Consider the following 25,833-nt stretch of genomic DNA (forward strand, 5'->3'; position numbering starts at 1 on the left):
ATTTGTCAACCATTTTTATTAAATAGTTGAATATTAAAAATTTACAAAAGTCTAATTAGTTTATTTATAACAATATAAAAAGGCCCTAAAATAGGGCCTTAAATCATCATCTACGGTGCTGTAACATTAACGACTTCTGAAATGTCGTTAAATTATATTGTTATCAAATAAAAACTTTTTATCTTCCATTATTTCCTTGTAATCCCCATCTCTTAAAATTGTATGATCATTTGAAAATACAACAACTCTTTTAAATACATCCTCTACGTACTCAAAATCATGAGTTGAACACAAAATTGTTTTTCCAGCTTCATTTAGTTCAATCATTAATTTCTTTAAAAATCTTTTAGACTCAGGATCAAGCCCATTCATAGGCTCATCAAAAACAAGTACTTCTGGATTCATAACAAGTACGGATGCTATAGCTATTTTTCTTTTTTCGCCTCCACTTAGATGGTATGGCTGCCTATCTTTTAAGTGTTCAACCTTTAATAATTTTAATATATCCAAAACCCTAATACTTACATCATCTTCTGACATATTCATTTGTCTTATACCAAAGGCTATCTCATCATACACATTTGAACAAAATAGTTGTACTTCAGAATTTTGAAATATAAATCCAATCTTTTTATGAAAACCCTTTGAAAATTTATCATTTTGAAGTTTTTTTGAGGTTATATTTTGTCCTTCAAAGTCGTAACTTCCACTACTCGGATTAACTAACCCATTAATTAATTTCATAAGTGTAGATTTACCGCTTCCATTTGGTCCTATAAAAGCTACGGATTCACCTGACTTTATTTGCACGCTTACATCTTTAAGTGCCAAAACACCACATTCATATGAGTAATAAATATTTTTAATCTGAATCACAAAATCACGCCCTAACAAAATATAAATATGAAGCTATAAAACCTATATCAATTATAATACATACCATATCATTTAACCTAAAACTTAACGTGCCATGCAATTTATACTCTCCTGTAAATCCTCTACATTCCATTGCTGCATACATTTCATCAGCCATTTCCTTTGACTTTATAAACATTGTGCCTATTATTCCTGATACCGAAGTGCTCTTATTTTTATTTTTCCCTACAGACCTTAACTTAAGAGCATACAACATATTTAATGAAAATTCTCCGAATATAATAATATACTTTATAGTAATATCTAAAACCAAGATAAAAATATCTGGTATAAAAAACAGTTTTAATGTCTTAGTTGTTTCATTCCATTGAGAAATGGATGACGTAATATTAACTATTGTTATTGTTGTTAATGTCTTAATTACAATTAATATACTATTATTTTCATTACCCATAAATATAGACGGCAAAAGCACAATAAGAGTAAAAATTGATACAATTACTGCCATTCTTATTATGTGTTTTATTTCTTCTACATTAAGTATACTAATAATAAGTAATAAACACACGTCTATTATTAGTAAAAAACCAAAACTTCTTGATAAGGATACCAATATTATAAGCAAAAATGCAGTTATAATCTTAGTTATCGCATTTATTTTAAATCTATTAGATTTATGTTTTGAACCATACTTAAATTTTGAAAGCATCTTCAGAATTGATAGTATACTCTTGTTAATAAATCCATTCTTCGCAGCACTCGGAACATAATCATCTTTTTTTAATAACCATTCTGGCATTTAGAACTCCCTCTTTTCCCTGACCTTTTTACAATTACCCTTGTTATTATTATAATTCAATTCAAACTAGTATACTAGCAATTTTTATTGGTATAATTATTATTAAGACATAAAAATAATTAACAATTAAATTATCGCCTACGGAGCTGCAATATTAACCACGTTAAATTATTATAATGTAAAATATATATTTAAAAGGAGCAAAAATGGATAACTATGAAGAAAATGCACTAAATGAATTTCTTTTATGGAAGACGAAAATGAAAAAAGAACCTTCTTTGTCCAGTGACATGGCTAAAGGAATACAAGATAAAATGAACAACTTAATTCCGGCTAAAATTCAAAATATTATTAATGGTTCAATTGAAAATATGGCAAAACTAGTCCTAGCAGGCTCCGAGTACACATCAAGACAACCAGTATTTAATGCAACTCTTGAGGAGAGAGAACTTTTAGTAAAAAAATCTCTTGATTTCTATAGAAATGCTGCTACAGCCTCAGGGGCTGGAACAGGTGCTGGCGGAGTTATAGTTGGACTTGCAGATTTTCCAATCCTACTCAGTTTAAAAGTTAAATTTTTATTTGAACTGGCTAGTATTTATGGTTATGATGTACGCGATTATAAAGAAAGATTATATATTCTATATGTTTTCCAGTTAGCCTTCTCAAGTGATAAACGAAGAACTCAGATATATGAACAAATATCGAACTGGGATGATTACATTAAAGATTTACCTATGGATGTAGACTCGTTTGATTGGAAAACTTTTCAACAAGAGTATAGAGATTATATAGATCTTGCAAAAATGTTGCAACTTGTTCCTGGCATTGGCGCAGTTGTAGGAGCGTATGCTAACTATAAATTAATGAACAAACTAAACACCACAGCAATAAATGCTTATAGACTAAGAATCTTTAAAAAGTAAAATAGAGCCCAAAATTAACTTAATTAATTTTGGGCTCTATTTTATCTAAAATTCTAGTTATACTTTTCAGCTAACACTTCATAATATCCTTGAGGGTGTTTACACACTGGACATATCTTAGGAGCATCTGTTCCCTCATAGATATAACCACAGTTGCTACATATCCAGTTAACCGGCGAATCTCTATGATATATAGTATTATTCTCTAAACTAGTTAATAATAGTTTGAATCTTTCAGCATGGTGTTTTTCTATCTCTGCAACTTTTCTAAATGCTAGAGCAATCTCCGGAAACCCTTCCTTTTCTGCAACATTTCCAAATGAGGGATAAACTTCTGTCCATTCCTCTGTTTCTCCATTTACTCCTGATAATAAATTCGCTTTGGTATCTCCTAGTCCTACAGGATATCCTGCATTAATTTCAACTGAATCACCATTTAACTGCTCATTTAAAAATTTGAAAAACACTTTAGCATGTGCTAACTCATTTCCTGCCGTCTCTGTAAATATATTTGATATTTGTATGTATCCTTCTTTTTTTGCAACCGATGCATAATAAGTATATCTATTTCTAGCTTGCGCCTCACCTGCAAATCCTCTCATAAGATTTTGCGCAGTCTCTGTGCCCTTTAACATTTTCATGAAATACCTCCTTGTTTTTCTCCTAGGAGAAAATAATTACATTTATTATTGTTCCCTAATTACTAAAAAAAACACATAACATTGAGCTACTCTGCTCTAAGTTATGTGTTTTAACGTTTTAAATTTTAAAATGCTGGAATTACAGCACCTTTATATTTATCTTCAATAAATTTTTTAACCTCTGGAGAAGTTAATGCTTTTGAAAGTGCTTTTATATAAGGTTTTTCTTTATCTTCTGTTCTAACTGCAAGTACATTTGCATAAGGTGAGTCTTTTGCTTCAACTGCTAATGCATCTGTTAGCTTTAATTTTGCTTCTAGTGCAAAATTAGAATTTATAACTGCTGCATCCACATCCCCTAAAACTCTTGGAAGTTGAGGTGCCTCTAATTCAGTTATTTTAAAATTCTTTAGGTTTTCTGTAATATCATCCTTAGAAATAAGGTCACCATCTTTTAATTTTAATAATCCTGCATTTTCAAGTACTCTAAGGGCTCTTGCTCCATTTGTAGGATCATTTGGAATAGCTATTTTAGCTCCGTCTTTTAGCTCACTAAGGGTTTTGTATTTAGAAGAGTACAAACCCATAGGTTCAATATGAACTTTTACAGTATAAGTAAGATCTAGTCCTTTTTCTTTACTGAAGGTTTCTAAATATGGTACGTGTTGAAAAAAATTAGCATCTAATTCTCCTTCAGCGAGTGCTGTATTTGGCATTACAAAATCAGCAAATTCTACTATTTCAAGAGTATACCCCTCTTTTTTAAGCAATGGTTTCACAACATCTAATATTTCTTCGTGAGGCACTGGTGATGCACCTACTTTAATAACCTTTTTGTCAGTTACAACTGTCTCTTTTTTTGCTCCGCATCCAACCAATGTCAAAATCACAACTACTGATAATACTAAACTTAATATTTTTTTCATTTTTAAATCCCCCTTTTATATTTTTGATAGTATTAAACTACTAGGCCTTTGTTATTCTTTTTTGTTTTTTTATAATGAAATTTTGTCTTCACGGTTAATCCTCACCCATCACCATCCTTAACAACTTTATATTAAAATCTATTTAATCATTTTACGGTATAATAAATTTCCTAAAACTTGAATAATTTGGACAACTATAATTAATATAATTACAGTGTATATCAGTATATCTTGCTCAAATCTATAATAACCATGTGTTATGGCAACATTCCCAAGTCCACCTGCACCAACTGCTCCAGCCATAGCAGAATATCCTATAATGTTTATTATTAATAAGGTAACTCCAAGAACTATAGATGGCATTGCCTCTTTTACCATTACCTTAAATATAATCTGATAGTTTTTTGCACCAAAAGATTTAGCAGCTTCAATAATACCGTAATCCACCTCTAGGAGTGCAGATTCTATTATTCTAGCAGCAAAAGGAGCCGCTCCAATAGTTAACGGAACTATTGCTGCATTAGTTCCTATACTTGTTCCAACAATAAACTTAGTTAAAGGTAATATTGATATTAATAATATAATAAATGGAAAAGAACGAAGTACGTTTATTATAAGATCTAAACTTTTGTAAATCATAGTTTTTGGTCTTAGACCTCCAGGAGCCGTAATAATTAATCCTACCGCTGAAATAAACCCTAAAATCACTGCCAAAATGGTGGATACTGACACCATATATATTGTTTCTAAAAGTGCAGGTAGTAAAGTATTTAAAAATGTATCTAGTAAACTATTAATATATAGCATTTTCACTCTCACCTCCATCTTCATTACTACACTCTAAATTGTCATCAATCTCCCAGGCTATTGCTCTATCATCTAAATATTTTGTTATTTTAGACTTATTATCTGCACTCGTATTTATTATAAGACTACCCATTACGTCATCCCTAAACTTTTCAAGCCTACCCCATACTATTGAAAAATTAATATCGAGTTCTCTTGCAATAGACGTTATAAGACAACTCTGGGTAATTTCCTTTGTAAAAATTATTTTAATGTTAAATCCCGTACTAGGTAATAATTCATCCTCGCCAATAAGCTTTTTCATTTCTTTTGTTGGCCTAATAAATAACTCATCGGTAACTCCGTGGCTTTTAATCTCACCTTTTTCTAAAAGAATAAACTTGTTACAAATCTCTTTAATAACTTCCATCTGATGTGTAACTACAATAATTGTTATATCAAATTTATTATTGATATCTCTTAAAAGCTGCAGTATAGATTTTGTAGTTTTAGGATCCAATGCAGATGTAGCTTCATCACAAAGTAATATTTTAGGATTAAGTGCTAATGCCCTTGCTATTCCAACCCTTTGCTTTTGACCTCCGCTAAGTTGTTTTACATTGCTACTTACTTTATCCTTAAGACCTACGAGTTCTATTAAGCTATCTACTCTTTCTTTAATGAATTTTTTATCCTTCCCCCATACCTCAAGTGGGAAAGATATATTTTGAAAAACATTCTTACTATTAATGAGGTTAAAACTTTGAAATATAATACCTACGTCTTTTCTAAACTCACGAAGTTCATCTAAATTTAACTCCTTAACGCTTTTTCCCATTATATTAATGCTGCCTGCGTCGTATGTTTCAAGGCCATTAAAACATCTAAGTAAGGTAGATTTGCCAGCTCCACTGTGACCAATAACACCATAAATATCACCTTTTTCTACCGTAAAGGAAACATCATTTAATACTTTAACTTTCGAAAAACTTTTACTCACGCCACTAACTTTGATCATGATATCCCTTCTCTCTTTTAATTCTTATAATTAGTGCAGCCCCTTAATTTAAAAACAATTAATTATAGGCTAAAAAAAATAGATCCCAAGAATAAACTTAAGCTCTACAGCCAAACTTATTCTTATCTTACAACAAATTGCTGCAGGATTTAACACCATATATCATAAATGATACTGGTTGTCGGATTTCATCGGGCCATTCCCTCCACCTCTCTTGATAAGAGATTATTAAATTTAATTTATATAAAAAAACAAAAACCTCTTTCATCAAAATAAAATGACGAAAGAGGTATAAAATTCAAAAGCACCTCTCTCATCTTCCGCTAAGCTCTAAGAACCTAACGCAGGAATTAGCACCTGTCCAGACAATTTATTGTCTGATGGTTGCCGAGGTATCATCGGGCCGGTCCCTCTACCTCTCTTGATGAGAATTAATTGATTTATTAAATTAAATTTATAATATCACTATATTAATATAATGTAAAGAATAAAATTAAATATTTTAAGCATACAACTCTGCTGCACAGATTTATTCATTCTATATAGAATCATGTGCAGGTATATTAATACATATCCACTATAATAAACTCTATTTCGTCCATTTTCTTTCGCCTTATAAAGATCGATATCTACAGCTACCTTTAACTCTTTCAAATTAAGCGTCGACTCTGGGTACATTGCAACCCCAATAGATACTGTAATATTTATAAATTTATTTTCATACATTTTCACTTTCATCTACATTATCTTACTAAATTTTTTTAATATTTCATACATTCTTAAACATTTATGTTACAATATATTATGGTAATCTAGTATGTAGAGTTATGCAATAATTTATTGATAATCAAACATATAATATCAACTTTATAGTTATGTATAAAATCATTTACATATTAATGCTTAATTGACAAAACTGTAAAACACTTATATTATAAACACATAAACTAACACTTTTTTTAATACTATTAAAGAGACCAATATAGGCACTTAAGTATATACTATTCACTCTATCTACCTAACAATAAAAAAAGAATGTGTCTTTCGCAAACAGAATTACACCTACGTCGCAATATATAAATTAATAGATGTAACCAATTCCATTTTGTCTATATATAAGGCCTAATGGTACAGGCCAACCTTTGGTCAATTTCTTTTTTTATAAAATAATGAAAGGAGGAGATATTAATGGAAGACAATAAAACTAAAGATGTGAAAAAAACAATAAAATTTAAAAAGAAACTGTGGAAAAAAATAGTTACAGGCTTATTGATATTTTCTGCAATAATGATTGTAACAGCTACGGTAACACTAGGATATATTTCTTTTAAATATGGAGATAGAATAAAAGCAACTATTAAAGATGGTAATACTATAGCTCAGACTATAAACAAAACTGCTTTCAACACCAGAAAGCCAACGCAATTTTATGATACTGACGGTAAATTATTAAAAGAATTTAAAACAACTACATACTATTATACAAAAGAAGAAGATTTAAATCCTTATGTAAGTAATGCTATTACTTCAATAGAAGATGAAAGATTTTACGAACATAACGGCATAGATTACAAAGGTATAGGGAGGTCTATTTGGGTATATATAAAATCCGGGGGATCTACTCTTCAAGGTGGCTCCACAATAACTCAACAACTTGCAAGAAATGTATTTCTTACATTTGACGTAACCTTATGGAGAAAATTAGAAGAAGCAGTTATAGCACAAAAATTAGAAGACCGATATTCAAAAGCAGAGATATTAGAGTTTTATGTAAATAATGTAAACTATGGAGGTGGATGTTACTCCTTTGAAAGTGCCGCGCAATACTACTTTCAAAAGACTAATACAGATTTAAGCTTATCCCAAATAGCCACACTTGCAGCAATCCCTAACAACCCATCTTATTATAATCCCGTTACGAATTTAGACAACACAATTAACCGTAGGAACTTAGTCCTTGGTAAAATGCTAAGCCTAGGAAAAATTACGCAAGATGATTATGATATTGCAAAAGCTGAAGTTATCAAATTGAATATAAAACATAGTGCTGCCTCAGAAGCTATGGATTATAGCGTGCAGTATGCTGTTTATAACGCAACCCTAAAATTAATGGAGCAAGATGGTTTCGTTACTCAATATAATTTTAAAGATGATACTACTAGGACAGCTTATTTTAATAAATATAATACTGAATATGCTACAAAAGAAAAACAGCTGCTTGCTGGAAGATATAGAATAGATACATCTATCGATAGTGCAAAGCAAGAAAAATTACAAGTTGTTGTAGATAATCGTTTAGAAAAATACACTGCTACAAATAGCCAAACAGGTTTATATTTAAAACAAAGTGCCAGTGTCACAATTGACAATAGCACAGGTGAAGTAGTAGCGATAGTTGGAGGAAGAAGCCAAAATGGTAACACCTATAACAGAGCCTTCCTAGGAGCAAGGCAGCCAGGTTCTGCTATAAAACCATTAATAGCATATACCCCTGCATTTGAAAAAGGATACATTCCACGAAGCGAATATGTAGACGAAGCTATTGAGAAAGATAGTACCGGTAAATCCCCTCAAAATGATGACTTTAAATATCGCGGGGAAGTATCTTTAAGGTATGCTCTTGAAATATCTATAAATACAGTTGCTTATAGATTAGTAGACGAAACAGGTGTTCAAAAGTCATTAGATTATATTAGAAATATGAAATTTAGGTATATAACTCCTGATGATAAAACACCTATTGTTGCCATAGGCGGTTTTACAAGAGGTGCTACTCCAGTGGAAATGGCTTCAGGTTATTCTACTCTTTCAAGAAATGGTATGTTTATAAGCCCGACCAATATACGTAAAATAACCAATACAGTAATAGACGAAGTGTTATTTGAAAATAAACATGGACAAACAAAAGTGTATGATAGCGGTGCCGCTTATCTTACGACAGATGCTTTAAAAGGCGTTTTAACTAAAAGTCATTCAACAGGAAGGGGTTTATCCCTTAATGACTATCCGTACGCTGCAGGAAAAACAGGAACTACTGATCACTCAAAAGATTGTTGGTTTGTTGGATATACCCCTTATTATACAACATCCGTATGGATAGGTAATGATACACCCGTATCTCAGAATATGTCTGGTGCTAGTGGCCCAGGTCCTATATGGAAAGAATATATGGAGTACTTGCACCAAAACCTTGAGAAAAAAGATTTTACACGTCCAAATACTGTAGTTACTAAAAACGGCGTGTTAATGGATACTCTATATGTTAAACTAAATGCAAATGGTAAACTCGCAAAAACACAAGCTCAGCTAAAAAAAGAAAAGAAAGATAAAATAGCAAGTGAGGCTGCCGCCAAAAAGGTTATTGCTGATGCTGCAAAACAAAAGGCTGTTGATGCTGCTGAAAAGCAAAAGACTATCGATGATGCCGCAAAGCAAAAGGCTATCGATGATGCTGCAAAGCAAAAAGCTATTGATGATGCTGCAAAGCAAAAAGCTATTGATGATGCCGCAAAGCAAAAAGCTATTGATGATGCTGCAAAGCAAAAAGCTATTGATGATGCTGCAAAGCAAAAGGCTATTGATGATGCTGCAAAACAAAAGGCTATCGATGCTACTGCGGCTCAATAGGTAATTATTTATACAAGATTGAAATATAACATGTTAAGAAATTTTAAAAAAATATAAATATATATTACAGCAAAGATGGCATATGTTCCTTCTTCGTTTATATTAAGTAAAAGGTTCAAGTAATACATTTAGTATACTACTTGAACCTTTTTAATTATTTTGAATTATATTATAATTCTATCACCACAGAAAACACTGTGAATTCTTTTAAATTATAAATAATTTAAAGAGAAATATGGAGGTGTAAATATGCTACATACAGGGCTAGTTTCTATTACATTTAGGAAATACACACCTAAAGAAATAATTAATTTGGTTTGTAACGCTAAATTGGAAAGCATAGAGTGGGGCGGAGATATTCATGTCCCTCATGGAGATAATAATATTGCAAAAGAGGTCTGTAAAAGAACCCTTGGCTCCGGACTCTTGACTTGCGCTTATGGATCTTATTATAGGGTTGGCTCTGAGGATTCAAATTTAGATAACTTTAAAAGAGTGCTTGAAACTGCGATTAATCTAAAAGCACCTACCATAAGGGTATGGGCTGGGGAAAAGCCTTCTCATGAAGTTACTAATGATTACTTTCAAAAAATTGTAGAACACTCAAGACTTATGGCAGAGCTTGCCCACGCTGCAAATATTTCAGTATCATTTGAATTTCATAAACATACTCTTACTGATACAAATAAATCATCATATAAATTACTAAATTCTATAAATCATAACAACATAAAAACCTTTTGGCAACCCAGTCAATCTATGAGTCCTATTGAGAGGATGGATGGACTAAAGCAGATTGAAAAGTGGCTTACAAACATACACGTCTTTAACTGGGATCTAGATGACAATGGCCATGAACTTAGAAAAACATTAGCTGAGGGATCTGATGAGTGGGGCAACTATATTAAGTATGTGTCTAAAAGAAAATGGGATTCATTTGCAATGTTGGAGTTTATAAAAGGAGACTGCGTGAAGCAATTTATGAACGATGCGGAGGTTTTAAAAGAATTAGTAAATAAAAATTATCCACATATAGAATAAAATTAATCACTGAGATAACACTCTTTTAACATAAACTTAATATAAAAAAAATACCAAATGATAAGATAGTGTGGTAAAATTTGGTAAGGGTATATATTAATACGTATAAATTGAGAAAATCTTAATACTGAAGGTATAAATATTATTTTTGATACAGATATAGAAGAAGAGTGAGGTGGTTAAGATATTAATATATTCTAAAAAAATTAATAAGATAACTCTCTCTAATATTAAAAATTCAGCCAAAATGGGGCCATCTAAAACGAGATGGAGAAAAAAATTCAAAGAAAATCGTGAACTAAAAAGATTGAATTATGAGAAATCAACAAGTATATATACAAGATCAGCACTACGATATCTATTATTTGATAAATTCTAATTACTGTAAACGTTTTTTATAACATTATAATAAGTATTATCTGAAATGTCGTTAAAAAAGTAAAAAATATTAGTATCCTGGAACATTTTAAATGTATTATGAATATTATATTGTATAACATTTCGATAATTAATATCATTAAATAGATATTATCCTCCTAGTGATAAAGCCTAGCAATTACGCTAGGCTTTTCTTATTCCCTATTCAATTCCGAGTTCTCTTCAGCAGCTACTGCAATTGCCTTTGTTTCGTGAACCGTACCACGTGGATGCTCAGGTGGCGCATAGATAGCATACAATTTAAGTGGTTTGTTACCGGTATTGATTATATTGTGCCATTTTCCAGCAGGTATCATGATCGCAAAATCATCATAGACTTTAGCTTGAAAATCCAACTTATCTTTTCTATCTCCCATTTTAACAAGTCCTTGACCTTCTTCTATACGTATGAATTGATCACCTGTGGGATGAACTTCTAAACCTATATCATCCCCTACCTCGATGCTCATCAAGGTAACTTGTAAATGTTTTCCTGTCCATAAAGCAGTACGATAAGTATTATTTTGCTTAGTAGCCTTATCAATATTAACTACAAATGGTTTTGGACCATAATCTTTTATTGACTGTGGAATATTTAACTTTAAATCATACTCTATATCATCAGTTGAGGTATCCATTGGTGTGGTACTGTAGTAAGGACAGGGATACCTTTTATAAAAATTATTCATATTGTATGGGTTATACATTGGCGTGTTAACATAATAAACATATGGATTATAAACCTTATATATATTTCTCATCCCTTTCATAGTCTTATAAAATATTATATGATTTATGTTTAGAAGTTGTGTCGATTCAAAGGAATGATATGTGCCTGTTTGATATTCTATTAATTGTATGTTCTTATATAAATAAAATCTATAATTTTATTAACAATAGGGAATAATAAAATTTTAAAGGAGATGATGACCTATTTATTTAGTTAAAGATCTTTTAATAGTAGCTGGCAGAATATTAACCATTTTACCCTTAATGTTATTTGTAGCCTTATACATGGGAAAACGCTCTATTGGGGAACTACCTGTTTTTGATTTTTTAGTAATATTAACTTTAGGATCAGTGGTAGGTGCTGATATAGCTGACCCTAGTGTTCCTCATATTCCTACTGCAGTGGCTATAGTATTAATTGGACTTTTGCAAATAATAGTATCACGGGCTGTTATTAAGCATAGAAAAATAGGGCATCTTCTAACTTTCGATCCCACTATAGTGATTCAAGATGGACAGTTAATTGTTAAAAATCTAGAAAAACTGAGATATTCAATAGATAACGTTCTTTCAATGTTAAGAGAAAAAGATGTTTTTAACATTGGCGATGTTCATATAGGAATTATTGAATCTAATGGTAATTTATCAATACTAAAAAATGATAACAAATCAGTTGTTACTCTGGAGGATATGAATTTAATAAAAAAGACTCCTTCTCTATCCTACCCTGTAATTGTAGATGGACAAATACATAATGATGTTTTAATAAAACTAGATTTACCATTAGTTTGGCTACAACAGCAATTATTAAATCTTAATATTGAGAGCATTGATGAGGTATTCTTTGCATCTATTAATACAAATAAGGAGCTTCATGTTTCACTTAGGAGTTTTATGGAGAATAAGGATGGTATATTCCCTATTTATAATTAATTCAAATAGAAAGAACACACAAAAGGATTATTTTGTGTGTTCTTTATTCTATAAAATTTAGATAATCCTACTAATATTTCAGCTCCACAGGAGATGATTTAACTGATTTCTATACTTCCTTTGAATACATTGGGGATGGATTTGGAGCAAGTATAACATAACATGACATATCTTTATCACTAGTATAACCTATCTTGCTCTTAATGGTTACTCCACAATTATAGCTCCCACTGGACATTGTTCTTCTGCTTCCTTTGCACTACTTACAAGATTTTCTGCAACCTCATCTTTTGATGCTACTGCTTTTCCGTCATCTTCCATTTCAAAAATTTCTGGACATACCCCCGGGCATATTCCACATCCAATACATATATCCTTATCTACATGAGCTTTCATTAATATCACTCCTCATCTTATATAGTCTAAAAAAATATCTAAACAATAACTTTAAAAACAGATAAAACTTTATTCAACTTTTTCAAAGTCAGATTTAGTAACTCCACATAATGGACATACCCAATCTTCTGGAATATCCTCAAATTTGGTTCCTGGTTTTATCCCGCCATCTGGGTCTCCTATTTCTGGATCATACTCATACCCACACACTATACAAACATATTTATCCATAAAACATCTCCCATTCATTTATTTAACATTTAACTTTTTATATTATAATATAATTATACTTTTTCCCAACTGTATTGTCCGTAACTTATGTTACTTGGGTGATTTTTATTATATTATTATAAACTCAATAAAATTATAAAAAATTATTTAATCATTTTTCATCTTATTCTATATATTAGTTTGCACATTTTCCTCCTAAATATACAAAATAAAGATTCAAAATCCAATTACGAGTATAATCACGATTAATATTAAATTTGATCGTTCTTTGGGTTGAAAATATTAAATCATCTCCTGAGTAGCTAATGCATTATTAAGTTATTCAATTATTTTTACATAATTAATTCCTCCTTATATTTTTAAATTGTACTAAGTAATAAATCCGCTGTATAAACAACTGCACTCTCAATGTTCTTTATATTGTTAACGCTTGGCGAAAACCTAATTCTTATTGGGAATTCTATATCGATCATACCAGTAGATTTAATTACATCCGAGGTACTTAAAACTTTAATATTAGTTTTATTCAAATAATCCTGAACTACTTCTATGGCTTCTCCACTCCAGCCATAAGAACCAAAAGCTACCCCGATTTTATCTTCTAGATTTAAAGTACTAAGATTTTTTAATACATCTTCCATATTTCCAATGATATCTGCATATTTTGTAGAGCTACCAAAGAAAATAACATCTGATTCATTTATAGCCTTAATTACTTCTTCGCTTGGCAACTTATTTACATCAATAATTTTAGAATTTATATTTTGTTTTTCAAATTTATCATTAATGATAGTTGCAATTTTTTTTGTCCTACCAGTCATAGTAGAATAAAGAATTAATGCCTTTTTATCTATCTCTATATTCTTACTCATATTATCATAAATATCAATAAAGCTTTGAACCTTATCTCTAAGGATATATCCATGTGATGGTGCTATCACTTTTATATCTAAATCTTTTATTTTTTCAATCATATTTTGAACATATCTTCTATGAGGATGCATTATCAATTTATAATATCCAATGTAATCAACATTTATGTCCTCTTTTGCCATATCATTAAAATACTCATAATTAGCTACGTGGGTACTAAATATATCGCAAGGGAATAAAATTTTATCTTCGATGCAATAAGTTATCATTGTCTCCGCTGTATGAAGATAAGGTGTTTCTATAAATTTTAGTGTTTTCCCTCCTATATCGAGAATATCTCCATCCCCTACTACTAAGAACTCTCTGTTATGAAGTTTATACATTTCCTTAAGTTGATCTACAGCTAGTCTTGTGCACACAATTACAGCATTTTTAGCAATAGCAGCCAAACTTCCAAGTGCACCAGAATGATCAGGCTCAGTATGATTAATTACAATATACTTTATCTTATCAAGTTCAATTATACCCTTTAAATTTTCTACAAATTCACGTCCAAAGCTCATATCAACAGTATCTATTACTGTTGGTTTCTCAGTCATTAATAAATAACTATTATAAGTGGTTCCTTTAGTTAATGTTAATCTATGAAAAGGCACCTCTCTATCATCAACCTTACCGATCCAATATATATCTTCGCCTAGCATAACTTTTTTACTCATAATGTATTCCTCCTAAATTAATTTATTTGGTATTTTTATTTGATATATATTCAAAATAATTCTCACATACTCTTGCTTTCCTATGACCCTATTGTATAATTGTTTTAATTTTTAAAATATGATTTAAATCACAAAATTAAAATATTTAAAAATTATATATATTATTATTTGACCACAATAAACTTAAAATGGTATCATAATAAACAGTAGGTGATAAATATATGGAAGAGTGTAATTGTGGAAATTGTAAACATAGCCTTTGTGCTAAGAAAGTACCGATATTTTCATTTCTATCTGATGATGAACTTGCAAAAATTGTTGATATGACGGGACATAAAGTCTATAAAAAGGGAGATATGCTCTGTAGCCAAGGTGAAAAATCAGATAGCTTATTTATTATTAATGAAGGTCAAGTAAAAATATCTAAGTTAACAAAAGAAGGTAAGGAACAAATAGTTCATATCTTCACTAGTGGCGATTTCTTTGGAGAATTAAGTCTCTTTAGTAATGATGAGATATACAATTTTGATGCTTATGCTATATCAAATGTTAAGATATGTACATTAACCAAACAAGATATGGATAGAATTATCATGAATAACCCCGAAATATCCTTAAAGCTATTACAAGTTATTTCAAAACGTCTAACTCAGACTGAAAATCTCGCTCAAAATCTAGCTACTAATGATGCAGAAATAAGAATTGCATTTATGCTTTTAGAATTTGGAGAAAAGTACGGTGTCTCTGTAAGTCAAGGTCTAAAAATAAACTTACCTATTAATAGAGAAGAGATGGCGAATTATGTTGGAGTCACAAGAGAAACCATAAGTAGAAAACTCAGCATATTTGAAGACCTGGGAATTATTAGTCTTAAGGGCAACAAAGTACTGATTATAAAACAAATAGATACGTTAAAATCATATGTAGAATAATAATCTCAAATCAACCTAAAAGCTATTATATAAGCTTGTGGTTGATTTTTTTTATAAATTAGGGAAGAATAAATAAATCGCCAATTTCGAAGAAACTAGTCTTATTTTAGAAACTTATAACGTAAGTTACCGTATTATTTACTAAGATTTAGTATTCTATTATTAAAGAAATTAATAATATTGATTATACGTTACAACGTATATTAGATTAAAAATTAGGAGGCTTACTTATGGATGCAATAGATTTAATGATGGATGAGCATAAATATATATCACGAGGATTAAACGTATTTAGGAAATTAAGCATAGAAATATTGAATACTAATACTGTTGATTTTGTATCTTTTGAAAAAATGATTTTATTCGTTAGAAATTACGCCGATAAACATCATCACAACAAGGAAGAGGTTGTTCTATTTAAAAAGATGGAAACTCAATTAGGTGAAAAGATGGTAAAAGGGCCATTATCCGGAATGTATATAGAACATGATTTAGGAAGGCAACACATTAAACTTTTAGAAGAAGCTCTATTGAAAGTTAAAAATGGCGACTTAGATTCACAAGTTGATGTAATCGCAAATTCTATATGTTATAGTGATTTATTAACAAGACATATCGATAAAGAAAATAAATTAATATATACCTTTGCTAGAAGAGTATTAAGTAAGGTCGATATGGTCGATATAAATGTGAGTTGTGAAAAACTTGAATCCATAGCCACTGAAAATCACGTGCAAAATGAATATATAGATGTTTTAGAAATGCTTGAGAAAAAATATGATATAGTTTCTCCAAAAGATAAAAACGCTATTTAAAATATAATTACTCTAGCAGTTGAATCTTAAGCTGATAGAGTAATTATTTTTTGTTTTCTCTAAACCCTACTCTTTTTCAGTATTTAAACGATAATAGAATAGTATAACACTAGTGACGGGACATTCGCATGAAAATAGTTGTTGTACAACCACAAATTAAGATAAATTATAAATGTTGAAAATTTCAGAATTTTATATAAAGGTTTAAAATTAGGGGGAGAATAAATGGGTTTATTTAAAAATAAAAAGTCTATGAATGTAAAAAATAATATATCTTTCAATGAACAAGACACATCACAGATGGAAGTCCAATTTCATAATGAAACTACTGGTTTTATTCAAGATATGAGCAAGTTATTATCGGATACTGTAAAACAGCACCATATTGTAGATAGTGATCATAATATTTTAGGTGAACTTACTGATAAAGTAAAAATTCATATGAATGAATTTTCTAAGTCCACAAAAAGTACTAACGACTTAACAGACAATTTATACTCAGAAGGAAATACTCTTATAGAAATTACACAAGATACAGTTAAGAAATCTTATGAAGGCAAGGACGCAATTTACGAAATAGTGGAAATTATAAAGTCTTTAGAAAATGAAAGTAAAACTAATACAGAAAGTATAAATGAATTGGCAAGAAAGTTTAGCAAAGTAAATGAAGTTGTCCAACTAATAACAAATATAGCAAGCCAAACAAATCTCCTAGCATTAAACGCAGCCATTGAAGCCGCTAGGGCAGGAGAAGAAGGAAAAGGTTTTGCAGTAGTTGCAAGTGAGATAAAAAAGCTAGCAGAAATGACTAAACAAAGTACTAAGGACATCGCAACTTTAATAGGAGGCATAGAAAACGAAACAAAAGTGGTGCTGGATAATTCCAGTAAATCCAATGAAGTTATAGCTAAGGGCGTCAGTGCTTCTAGTAATGCTGTAGAGAAAATAGAGGGCAGTCTATCTTCTGTATCCAAAGTTGAACAGGAAGTAAATGGAGTAATGAAGCTTCTAAATGATCAAAAACACCACATTGAGAACATGAATAAAGAAATAGTAGATGTTGATGAAATATTAAAAATCACCTCCGATAGTATAATAAACCACATAAAAGAGGCTAGTATTGTAGAGAAAAAATTGGATGAAATAAAAACACACATAGCAACATATAGTAAAGAATTAATTTAGCAACATACGTTACCAGCAATAACGAAAAAATATTAAAGCTTAAAAACTAAGTATTTTTTTGAATATGGGGTGGGCTAAAGGGATAAAAAAAATGAAGGAGTGCGGCGTGGTACTCCGCACTCCTTCATTTTTTGGGACAGACTTTATTGTTTTTGTGACAGACTTTAATATTCTTGGACAAGGTTTATTGTTTGTGTACAATAGTAATATATTCTTTTTTTATTTTACTCCACAGTTACTGATTTTGCCAAATTTCTTGGCTTATCAACATCGCAACCCTTTTGAACTGCCATGTAGTAAGCAAACAATTGTAGTGGAATTACTGCAATTACTGGTGCTAATATATCCATTACTTTTGGTATATAAGTCACAGAATGAACTGACTTTTCTATTTCAGTGTGCCCAGTAAGTGCGAAAGCATATACTTTTGCTCCTCTAGTTGATAGTTCTTTTATATTACTTACCATCTTACCAAATAGTTCTTCTTGAGTAGCCATTGCTATAACTACAGTTCCTTCTTCCATAAGTGCTATTGCCCCATGTTTAAGCTCTCCTGCGGCATAAGCGTCCGAATGGATATAAGATACTTCTTTTAGCTTTAATGATCCCTCAAGTGCAACTGCATAATCAAGTCCACGTCCTATAAAGAACATATCCTTATGCATGTAAGTTTTTGCTGTAAATCTTTGTAGTGTTTCCTTTTGTTTAAGCATTTCTTCTGCTTTTTCTGGAAGATCAAGCATGGCCACTTTAATTTCTTCGATTTCAGTCGTAGTCATAGTTTCTTTATTTTGAGCAAAGAATAGAGCTATTATATACATTGCTATAAGCTGAGTTACATAAGCTTTAGTAGATGCAACTGCTATTTCTGGTCCTGCCCAAGTGTATAGTACGTCATCTGCCTCTCTTGAAGCCGCGCTACCTACAACATTAGTTACTGCTATTACTCTTGCGCCCTTCGACTTTGCAAGCCTTAGAGCTGACATAGTGTCTGCAGTTTCTCCTGATTGACTAATAACTATCATTAATGTGTTTTTATCAATTATTGGGTCTCTATATTTAAACTCAGAAGCAATATCTAATTCTACTGGTATTCTTGCAAGTTTTTCTATAACATATTTACCTACAGCTCCTGCATGGTATGCAGTTCCACAAGCTACTATATATATTTTATTTAAATTTTTAATTTGCTCTTTAGTTATACTTATATCATCAAGTGTTATTGGCTCTCCTATTACTATTCTAGAAGTCATTGTATCTCTGATTGCCTTTGGTTGCTCATGGATTTCTTTTATCATAAAGTGTTCAAATCCACCCTTTTCAGCAGCTTGTGCATCCCAAGTTACATGGAAAATCTCTTTCTTTATAGCTTCTCCTTCTAAATCAATAAGTTTTATACCTTCACTTGAAATCACAACAAATTCATTATCTTCCAATAAATATACTTCTCTTGTATGATTTAGTACTGCTGGTATATCTGATGCTATATAAAATTCATCTTTGCCAAGTCCTACTATTAATGGACTATCTTTTCTTACTGCTACTAACTTATCCGGCTCGTCACTACATACTACTGCAATTGCATAACTACCTTCCATTTTAGTAGTAGCCTTCATTACCGCATCAACTATATTTCCATTGTAGTAGTAATCTACAAGGTGTGGTATTACTTCTGTATCAGTTTCTGATGTAAATTTATATCCTTTTGCAATTAACCATTCTCTTATATGAATATAATTCTCTATAATACCATTATGGACTACGCTAATAGTTCCTTTTTCATTAGTATGTGGGTGAGAATTTTCATCTGATGGCTTGCCGTGAGTGGCCCATCTTGTATGTCCTATACCAACATGTCCTTTAAGTGTCTCTTTTGCTAATTGAGCTTCTAAATTTGCAAGTCTTCCTTTGCATTTAATAACATTTAAAACTCCATTATCTATAACTGCAACTCCTGCTGAATCATATCCTCTATATTCTAACTTTCTAAGACCTTCTACCAAAATTGGCGTGGCCTCTTTATTTCCATAATATCCAACTATTCCGCACATATTCATCTTCCTCTCAAATTTAATATTTTGCGCTACAAATTAGGTATACTCTTCATTCGTTTTTTTATAATTAAATTCTCTCCTATAATATTTCCATAGGAATCTTTACAAAATATAATTATAATAATGAATGTAAATATACTAATCCACCTAGCACGTAATGGTGCAATAATATTTTTAAAGGTTTTAACACCAGATTGATATTGTTACGAAAATCACTTTTCGCTTTTATCAACCATTAACGGTAGTGCGCTACCGCGGGGCATCCGCCGAAGATTCGATACTCCCCATCCTCGTCAACTCACAATGTAACTATCAAGTTATGTTATGAGTCCTGGCGCTTTCAAATCATTTACTTCCTATCCTCCTTTACTCTTATATTTAACAATCTATTCTATTTTACAAATAGAAAAACTGAAAACTTATGAACCTTTACCATAAGCTTTCAGTCTATTATATTCGTTTTATTGTGTATTCGTCAACGATTTTAACAATAAGTTTATAAAATTACAATTATTTTATATATCCTTTATCATACATTCTCTATGCGTTTGCCTTTTCCTCAATAAGTTTTGCAAGAGCATGTGCCATTTCATCTAATTGACTTTGCACTTTACCTTCAAGCATTACTCTTACTAATGGTTCTGTTCCTGATGGTCTTATAAGTACTCTACCACAACCATTTAATTTTTCTTCTATCTTTCTAATTTCTTCCACTATTTCACTATCAGTTTCATGTATGTCCTTTTTACCGTTAGGTACTACCGCATTAACTAATACTTGTGGAAGTTCTGTCATCATTGCCGCAAGCTGTGATAGCGGTTTACCTGTTTCTTTAATTACAGTTGCTAGTTGAAGTCCTGATACAAGCCCATCACCTGTAGTATTAAAGTCTAGGAAAATTACATGTCCTGATTGCTCTCCACCAAGGCTATACCCCTCTTGCTGCATTTTCTCAAGCACATATCTGTCTCCAACTTTAGTTTTCACTGTAACTATTTCTTCTTGCTTCATTGCAATATCAAGTCCTAAATTACTCATAACCGTTACTACTACTGTATCATTAGTTAATTTACCAATGCTTTTTAGATGTTTTGCACAAATAGCAATCATAAAGTCTCCGTTTATTAGATTCCCTTTTTCATCTACAGCTAAACATCTGTCTGCATCACCATCAAAAGCTAATCCCAAATCACAATGATTTTCTTTAACAAATGCCATTAAGTGCTCAGGATGAGTAGATCCACAGTCTTTATTAATGTTAATTCCATCTGGATCATTATTAATTACTAAAACTTCTGCTCCAAGTGATCTTATAGCTTTGACTGATGTAATGTATGAAGCTCCATTTGCACAATCTAATGCTATTTTTAGTCCTTTTAAGTCTCCTGAAATAGTAGATTTAGCAAATTCCATATAATCATCTATTGCATTATCATTGACAAGTTTCTTGCCCAAATCACCTGCTATAGGTGATGGTACCCCTTCAAACCCACTTTCTATAACTGACTGCAAAGTATCTTCTAAAATATCTGACAACTTGAAACCATTTCTATCAAAAAATTTTATTCCGTTATATTCTACTGGGTTGTGAGACGCCGAAATAACAATTCCTGCATCTGCTCCATATTTTCTAGTTAAATATGCTACCGCAGGCGTTGGCACTACACCAAGACATATAGCCTGGGCCCCTACAGATAAAATACCTGCAACCATTGCTGATTCTAACATATCTCCTGAAACTCTTGTATCCATTCCTACTATGATTTTAGGTTTATGAGCTCCGTCTGTTAACACAAACGCTCCGGCTCTTCCCAATTTATATGCTATCTCACCTGTTAATTCTGTATTTGCTATCCCACGTACTCCATCTGTCCCGAACATTCTACTCATATTTTTCTACCTCTTTCTAAATATTATATAGTTTTATTACAGGGCGCCTAAAAAAATATTTACACATTTCGATTATATTTTATTTACGGAGCCTACATTGGCCTTTTTTTATATATAAAAATCACACATGTAAAAAAGCTTTTCATATAAAGACATAAAAACCAATTCTATTACAGCTTGTATTATACTACAGTAATAATCATTTGTAAAAACATTCTATTATTTTACATTTTCTTAACTTGAAAAAGAAAAGCTACTATAATTTTTAGTAGCCTTCCTAAATAATAAGTTATTTTATAGGTTTCCAATTTTTCATTATAATTTCTGCAATTTTTAATCCATCAACAGCCGCAGAAATAATTCCACCTGCATATCCCGCTCCTTCTCCTGCTGGAAATAGCCCTTCTAATGATATGCTTTGAAGATTTTCATTTCTATCTATTCTCACAGGAGCAGATGTCCTTGTTTCAATTCCAGTCATAACTGCATCTTCCCTTGCATACCCATTTATTTTATGATTAAATCTAGGCAAAGCCTCTTTTATAGCATCCGTTATAAAGTTAGGTAAACACTGAGTAAGGTCTGCAAATTTATATCCAGGTGTATAGCTTGGTTTTATGCCTCCTAATTCACTGCTAACGGTCCCCTTAAGGAAGTCTCCCACTAATTGTACCGGTGCATTATAGTTTGCTCCACCTATTTGATAAGCTAGCGCCTCATAATGCCTTTGGAATTCAATACCTGAGAGTGGATCATCTGTTGCAAAGTCTTTAGGCCCAACTGATACCACTATAGCTGAGTTAGCATTAGCTTTATCCCGTTTATATTCACTCATACCATTTATTGCAACACATCCCTCTTCGGACGCTGCCCCTACAACCTGTCCACCTGGGCACATACAAAAACTATATACCCCTCTACCGGATTTTTCACTATTATATGTAAGTTTGTAATCTGCCCCTTTTAACATTGGATGGTTAGCATATTTTCCGTACTGATTTTCATTTATCATATCTTGAGGATGCTCTATTCGAACTCCCATAGCAAAAGGTTTACTAGACATAAATACATCTTTTTTATTTAACATTTCGTAGGTATCACGAGAACTATGTCCTGTTGCTAATATTAAATTTTCACAAGGAAGCTCTTCTCCATTTACCATTACGCTTTTAATTTTTTTATCTTTAATTATGATGTCTTCAAGTTTACTATTAAATCTTACTTCTCCACCTAATTTAATAATAGATTGTCTAATATTTTTCACAACTTCTTTTAACACATCTGTTCCTATGTGAGGTTTACCAGCATATACTATTTCAGCAGGCGCACCAGCTTTTACAAATTCACCTAGTATAAAATCACATCTAGTGGTGTCCTTTATTCTTGTAGTTAGTTTTCCATCTGAAAAGGTTCCTGCTCCCCCTTCACCAAATTGTACATTAGATTCTGTATTAAGCACAGCTCTAGTCCAAAATTTATTTATGCTTTTTGTTCTATTTTCAACTTGTTCACCTCTTTCAATAATAAGAGGATTATAACCCTTTTGCGCCATAAGAAGGCCCGCAAACATACCTGCTGGCCCCATTCCTACGATTATTGGTCTGCTAATCATCGTGCGCGTTCCAAATTCGAACTCAGCATCATATTTAACTTGCTCAAGTTTAACATCTTTATGATTTGCTGTTTTAATTACCTTAACTTCATTGTCCATTTTAATATTAACTGCATAATTAAACTTAATGTTATTTTTTTTCCTAGCATCAATTGATTCTTTAACAATTGTGCACTGATTTATTTCACTAGAATCAACTCTCATCATTTTTGCTACTTTTATTTTAACTACATTTATATTGTCTTCGCTGCAATCATCTATATCTAAAACTATATTATTTACTCTTATTGCCATTAGTTTTTGGTACCTCCGTTGTTTTCTTCGTAATAGTTACTAATACTTTAGACGAATTTTGTGATACTAAAGTTAGGCCATCAGGCATCGACACCTTAACCTCTACGTCGTGTTCACCTTCCACCAAATTAGATAAATCTAACTCAGCTACAATTTTAGTTAAATCCAAAGAATCTATAATCGCTTGCGTGCCTGATACCACTAGTAAGTCTTTATCCGTGCTAAGTTTTGCTTCATATAACTTGTTTAAATTAATATATGTAACGCCTTGACTTATACTCTTTTGGACTGGAGCATCTGCAGTCACCTCAGCTACTGGCTTTTCTGCCACTACCTTGTCCAAATTAACTTCAACATTAACATTATCAGTTCCACTAACTAAAGTTAGTCCATCAGGTATTATTACCTTTGTACTTATGGTAGTGCTCTTATCTATTTTACTTAAATCAATATCCTGCGTATCAAGATTAGCTACTTTATCAAGTGCCTCTACGCTCCCTGTTACACTAAACTGCTTTGGTGAGGCCTTTGTACTCCCTAAAGTAAAACTAGAATTTAAAGTACCTACGGTCTTTACCGTTACCCCTACATACTTTGTCTTTCTCACAGAGACTTTAACATTTATTTGAGCCGGATTTACAATAACATTTTTCACTTCTTCCCCCGATTCATCCATCGGTTTAAGTTTATATGTTTTTGCAACATCATCTTTTACACCTTTTATATCCTGTTCTACTACTACTGATTTTACTTTATGTACAAATTTTTCCCCGCCTACTACAGAAGCTGAAGTCTGTGATAATATTGGTTGTGACGCATAATATCCATCACTGGGCTGGCCACTTACATTCACAGTTATTGGCAATTTATTTTCAACAAGAACATCTAAATTGACCTTTACAAAAAGAATGTCACCATTAACCACATTTATGTTATCAGGACTTTTACTTATTACAATAGGTATATTTTGTTCTCCACTTTTAAGTGCATATTTACTTAAATCTGCCGTTATAGTAAAATCATCTGCTTTCGTAGATAAAAGTGTGCTAGTATTAGCCGCTTTAATGCTTAATTCTATTGTTAAATTCTGATCTGGGACTAAAACAAGATTGGAACTAGTTAATTCATCAGTATTTAAAAGCTGTACAGGTATACTTTTAATCTTGTAAGTAGTCAATGGATTTTCAGTGCTTGTTATAAAAAGCCATAATACAAAGGCAGCTATTATGCACAAAGTTTTAATTATATATTGTTCTTTTTTGGCTTTATCCATGACTTTACTCTCTCCTTTAAAGTTACTTTTTTGCTTTGTCTACGCTTTATTATTTGAACAAGTATTTTTTTAAGCTTATCTTTGTCATAATTTCTTACAAGTCTTCCATTCATTGCAAGAGATATGTTCCCTGTTTCTTCCGATACTATTATTGTTAGAGCATCTGAGTTTTCTGTTATTCCTATTGCTGCCCTATGTCGTGTTCCAAGCTTTTTACTTATAACATCATTATTTGTTAAAGGCAGAAAACAGCCTGCCGCAATTATCCTATCATTTCTAATTATGGTAGCTCCATCATGAAGTGGAGTGTTAACTACAAATATATTTTCAAGTAATGCAGAAGATATTATAGAATCAATTTTAGTTCCAGTTTTAATTATTTCTCCAATACCTGTTCTTTGCTCTATTACTATCAGTGCCCCTGTTCTACTTTTCGCTAAAATTTCAACAGCATTAACAATTTCGGTTATAACCTTCTCCATTATCTCTTCGTCTTCAAATATGTGTTTATCTGTAAAAGCAGTCCTACCTATGTGCTCTAATGCTCTCCTTATTTCCGGTTGAAAGATAATAACAATAGTCAAAACACCGATTGTTATTGTTTTATTTAAAATCCAATTTAGGACCGTCAAATTTAGCAATTCACTTATTGGAATAAGTACAAAAATAAAAACTATTCCTTTTAGTAACTGTATAGCCCTTGTTTCTTTCATTAGCATATAACTTTTATAGAATATAAACGCCACCACTAATATATCTAATACAGAAAATACACTTATATTCTTGATTGTGCTTATCATTAATCTAAATAATTCCATAAAACCTACACCCCTCTATTAA

At 31.4% G+C, this 25,833-nt stretch carries 23 protein-coding genes and 2 riboswitches; of the genes, 7 read left to right on the top strand and 16 right to left on the bottom strand.

The window, feature by feature from the left end:
• Nucleotides 1–147: 147 nt before the first annotated feature.
• Entirely contained in the window at nucleotides 148–876 is a 729-nt protein-coding gene (locus tag ACREVX_RS12865; protein ID WP_431544593.1) for an energy-coupling factor ABC transporter ATP-binding protein, read from the bottom strand.
• Nucleotides 877–880: 4 nt separating this feature from the next.
• Nucleotides 881–1,675 carry an energy-coupling factor transporter transmembrane component T family protein gene (locus tag ACREVX_RS12870; protein WP_431544594.1) on the bottom strand — a complete coding sequence of 265 codons (795 nt, stop codon included), beginning with the start codon at nucleotides 1,673–1,675 and terminating at the stop codon, nucleotides 881–883.
• Nucleotides 1,676–1,881: 206 nt separating this feature from the next.
• Between ACREVX_RS12870 and ACREVX_RS12875 the strand changes: the two genes are divergently transcribed.
• Nucleotides 1,882–2,601, top strand: coding sequence for an EcsC family protein (locus ACREVX_RS12875; RefSeq protein ID WP_431544595.1), 720 nt, complete (start codon nucleotides 1,882–1,884; stop codon nucleotides 2,599–2,601).
• A gap of 53 nt (nucleotides 2,602–2,654) precedes the next feature.
• Here ACREVX_RS12875 and rbr read toward each other — a convergent pair whose 3' ends face one another.
• The 5 genes from rbr to ACREVX_RS12900 all read right to left on the bottom strand — a co-directional run bounded on the left by rbr (nucleotide 2,655) and on the right by ACREVX_RS12900 (nucleotide 6,710).
• Nucleotides 2,655–3,242, bottom strand: a complete 588-nt coding sequence (rbr, locus tag ACREVX_RS12880) for a rubrerythrin (RefSeq protein WP_431544596.1) — start codon at nucleotides 3,240–3,242, stop codon at nucleotides 2,655–2,657.
• Between the two features lie 125 nt (nucleotides 3,243–3,367).
• On the bottom strand, nucleotides 3,368–4,168 hold the full coding sequence (locus tag ACREVX_RS12885; RefSeq protein WP_431544597.1) for a MetQ/NlpA family ABC transporter substrate-binding protein: 801 nt from the start codon (nucleotides 4,166–4,168) through the stop codon (nucleotides 3,368–3,370).
• A 138-nt stretch (nucleotides 4,169–4,306) separates the two neighbouring features.
• Nucleotides 4,307–4,975, bottom strand: coding sequence for a methionine ABC transporter permease (locus tag ACREVX_RS12890; RefSeq protein WP_431544675.1), 669 nt, complete (start codon nucleotides 4,973–4,975; stop codon nucleotides 4,307–4,309).
• Nucleotides 4,962–5,972 (bottom strand): methionine ABC transporter ATP-binding protein, encoded by a 1,011-nt coding sequence (locus tag ACREVX_RS12895; RefSeq protein ID WP_431544598.1) that lies wholly within the window; start codon nucleotides 5,970–5,972, stop codon nucleotides 4,962–4,964. Before ACREVX_RS12895 ends, ACREVX_RS12890 begins: the two co-directional genes overlap by 14 nt.
• Nucleotides 5,973–6,091: 119 nt before the next feature.
• Nucleotides 6,092–6,196: riboswitch (SAM riboswitch) on the bottom strand.
• An 86-nt stretch (nucleotides 6,197–6,282) separates the two neighbouring features.
• Nucleotides 6,283–6,403, bottom strand: a riboswitch (SAM riboswitch).
• A 34-nt stretch (nucleotides 6,404–6,437) separates the two neighbouring features.
• The gene (locus ACREVX_RS12900; RefSeq protein WP_431544599.1) at nucleotides 6,438–6,710 is read right to left on the bottom strand and encodes a diguanylate cyclase domain-containing protein; all 273 of its coding nucleotides are present in this window, start codon (nucleotides 6,708–6,710) and stop codon (nucleotides 6,438–6,440) included.
• Nucleotides 6,711–7,160: 450 nt separating this feature from the next.
• Here ACREVX_RS12900 and ACREVX_RS12905 point away from each other — a divergent pair, with 450 nt between their 5' ends.
• Nucleotides 7,161–9,599, top strand: coding sequence for a transglycosylase domain-containing protein (locus ACREVX_RS12905; protein ID WP_431544600.1), 2,439 nt, complete (start codon nucleotides 7,161–7,163; stop codon nucleotides 9,597–9,599).
• 249 nt (nucleotides 9,600–9,848) lie between these two features.
• Nucleotides 9,849–10,640 (top strand): sugar phosphate isomerase/epimerase family protein, encoded by a 792-nt coding sequence (locus ACREVX_RS12910; RefSeq protein ID WP_431544601.1) that lies wholly within the window; start codon nucleotides 9,849–9,851, stop codon nucleotides 10,638–10,640.
• Between the two features lie 572 nt (nucleotides 10,641–11,212).
• Here ACREVX_RS12910 and ACREVX_RS12915 read toward each other — a convergent pair.
• Nucleotides 11,213–11,818 carry a cupin domain-containing protein gene (locus tag ACREVX_RS12915; protein ID WP_431544602.1) on the bottom strand — a complete coding sequence of 202 codons (606 nt, stop codon included), beginning with the start codon at nucleotides 11,816–11,818 and terminating at the stop codon, nucleotides 11,213–11,215.
• A gap of 232 nt (nucleotides 11,819–12,050) precedes the next feature.
• Between ACREVX_RS12915 and ACREVX_RS12920 the strand changes: the two genes are divergently transcribed.
• Complete coding sequence (locus ACREVX_RS12920) at nucleotides 12,051–12,719, top strand: DUF421 domain-containing protein (protein ID WP_431544603.1); 669 nt, start codon at nucleotides 12,051–12,053, stop codon at nucleotides 12,717–12,719.
• A gap of 207 nt (nucleotides 12,720–12,926) precedes the next feature.
• Here ACREVX_RS12920 and ACREVX_RS12925 read toward each other — a convergent pair whose 3' ends face one another.
• From ACREVX_RS12925 to ACREVX_RS12935, 3 genes are all read right to left on the bottom strand, one after another.
• The gene (locus ACREVX_RS12925; RefSeq protein WP_431544604.1) at nucleotides 12,927–13,115 is read right to left on the bottom strand and encodes a ferredoxin; all 189 of its coding nucleotides are present in this window, start codon (nucleotides 13,113–13,115) and stop codon (nucleotides 12,927–12,929) included.
• Nucleotides 13,116–13,184: 69 nt separating this feature from the next.
• Nucleotides 13,185–13,346, bottom strand: a complete 162-nt coding sequence (rd, locus tag ACREVX_RS12930; protein WP_431544605.1) for a rubredoxin — start codon at nucleotides 13,344–13,346, stop codon at nucleotides 13,185–13,187.
• Nucleotides 13,347–13,705: 359 nt separating this feature from the next.
• Nucleotides 13,706–14,938: an FprA family A-type flavoprotein gene (locus ACREVX_RS12935; protein WP_431544606.1), complete on the bottom strand. Its 1,233-nt coding sequence runs from the start codon at nucleotides 14,936–14,938 to the stop codon at nucleotides 13,706–13,708.
• A gap of 221 nt (nucleotides 14,939–15,159) precedes the next feature.
• Between ACREVX_RS12935 and ACREVX_RS12940 the strand changes: the two genes are divergently transcribed.
• The 3 genes from ACREVX_RS12940 (at nucleotide 15,160) to ACREVX_RS12950 (ending at nucleotide 17,870) form a co-directional block, all read left to right on the top strand.
• On the top strand, nucleotides 15,160–15,870 hold the full coding sequence (locus ACREVX_RS12940) for a Crp/Fnr family transcriptional regulator (protein ID WP_431544607.1): 711 nt from the start codon (nucleotides 15,160–15,162) through the stop codon (nucleotides 15,868–15,870).
• A gap of 230 nt (nucleotides 15,871–16,100) precedes the next feature.
• Nucleotides 16,101–16,685 (top strand): hemerythrin domain-containing protein, encoded by a 585-nt coding sequence (locus ACREVX_RS12945; RefSeq protein WP_431544608.1) that lies wholly within the window; start codon nucleotides 16,101–16,103, stop codon nucleotides 16,683–16,685.
• Between the two features lie 225 nt (nucleotides 16,686–16,910).
• Nucleotides 16,911–17,870, top strand: a complete 960-nt coding sequence (locus tag ACREVX_RS12950) for a methyl-accepting chemotaxis protein (RefSeq protein ID WP_431544609.1) — start codon at nucleotides 16,911–16,913, stop codon at nucleotides 17,868–17,870.
• Nucleotides 17,871–18,094: 224 nt separating this feature from the next.
• Here the strand turns inward: ACREVX_RS12950 and glmS are convergent, their stop codons facing one another.
• The 5 genes from glmS to cdaA form a co-directional block, all read right to left on the bottom strand.
• The gene (gene glmS / locus ACREVX_RS12955; protein ID WP_431544610.1) at nucleotides 18,095–19,921 is read right to left on the bottom strand and encodes a glutamine--fructose-6-phosphate transaminase (isomerizing); all 1,827 of its coding nucleotides are present in this window, start codon (nucleotides 19,919–19,921) and stop codon (nucleotides 18,095–18,097) included.
• 543 nt (nucleotides 19,922–20,464) lie between these two features.
• The gene (gene glmM, locus ACREVX_RS12960; RefSeq protein WP_431544611.1) at nucleotides 20,465–21,814 is read right to left on the bottom strand and encodes a phosphoglucosamine mutase; all 1,350 of its coding nucleotides are present in this window, start codon (nucleotides 21,812–21,814) and stop codon (nucleotides 20,465–20,467) included.
• Nucleotides 21,815–22,103: 289 nt separating this feature from the next.
• A complete protein-coding gene (locus tag ACREVX_RS12965) occupies nucleotides 22,104–23,720 on the bottom strand; it encodes an NAD(P)/FAD-dependent oxidoreductase (protein WP_431544612.1) in 1,617 nt (538 codons plus the stop codon).
• On the bottom strand, nucleotides 23,701–24,993 hold the full coding sequence (locus ACREVX_RS12970; RefSeq protein ID WP_431544613.1) for a CdaR family protein: 1,293 nt from the start codon (nucleotides 24,991–24,993) through the stop codon (nucleotides 23,701–23,703). The genes ACREVX_RS12965 and ACREVX_RS12970 overlap by 20 nt, the downstream gene beginning before the upstream one ends.
• Nucleotides 24,963–25,811: a diadenylate cyclase CdaA gene (gene cdaA, locus ACREVX_RS12975; RefSeq protein ID WP_431544614.1), complete on the bottom strand. Its 849-nt coding sequence runs from the start codon at nucleotides 25,809–25,811 to the stop codon at nucleotides 24,963–24,965. Before cdaA ends, ACREVX_RS12970 begins: the two co-directional genes overlap by 31 nt.
• Nucleotides 25,812–25,833 lie beyond the last annotated feature (22 nt).

Origin of the sequence: Clostridium sp. (assembly GCF_050717545.1) — a bacterium.
Taxonomy (GTDB): domain Bacteria; phylum Bacillota; class Clostridia; order Clostridiales; family Clostridiaceae; genus Clostridium_AD.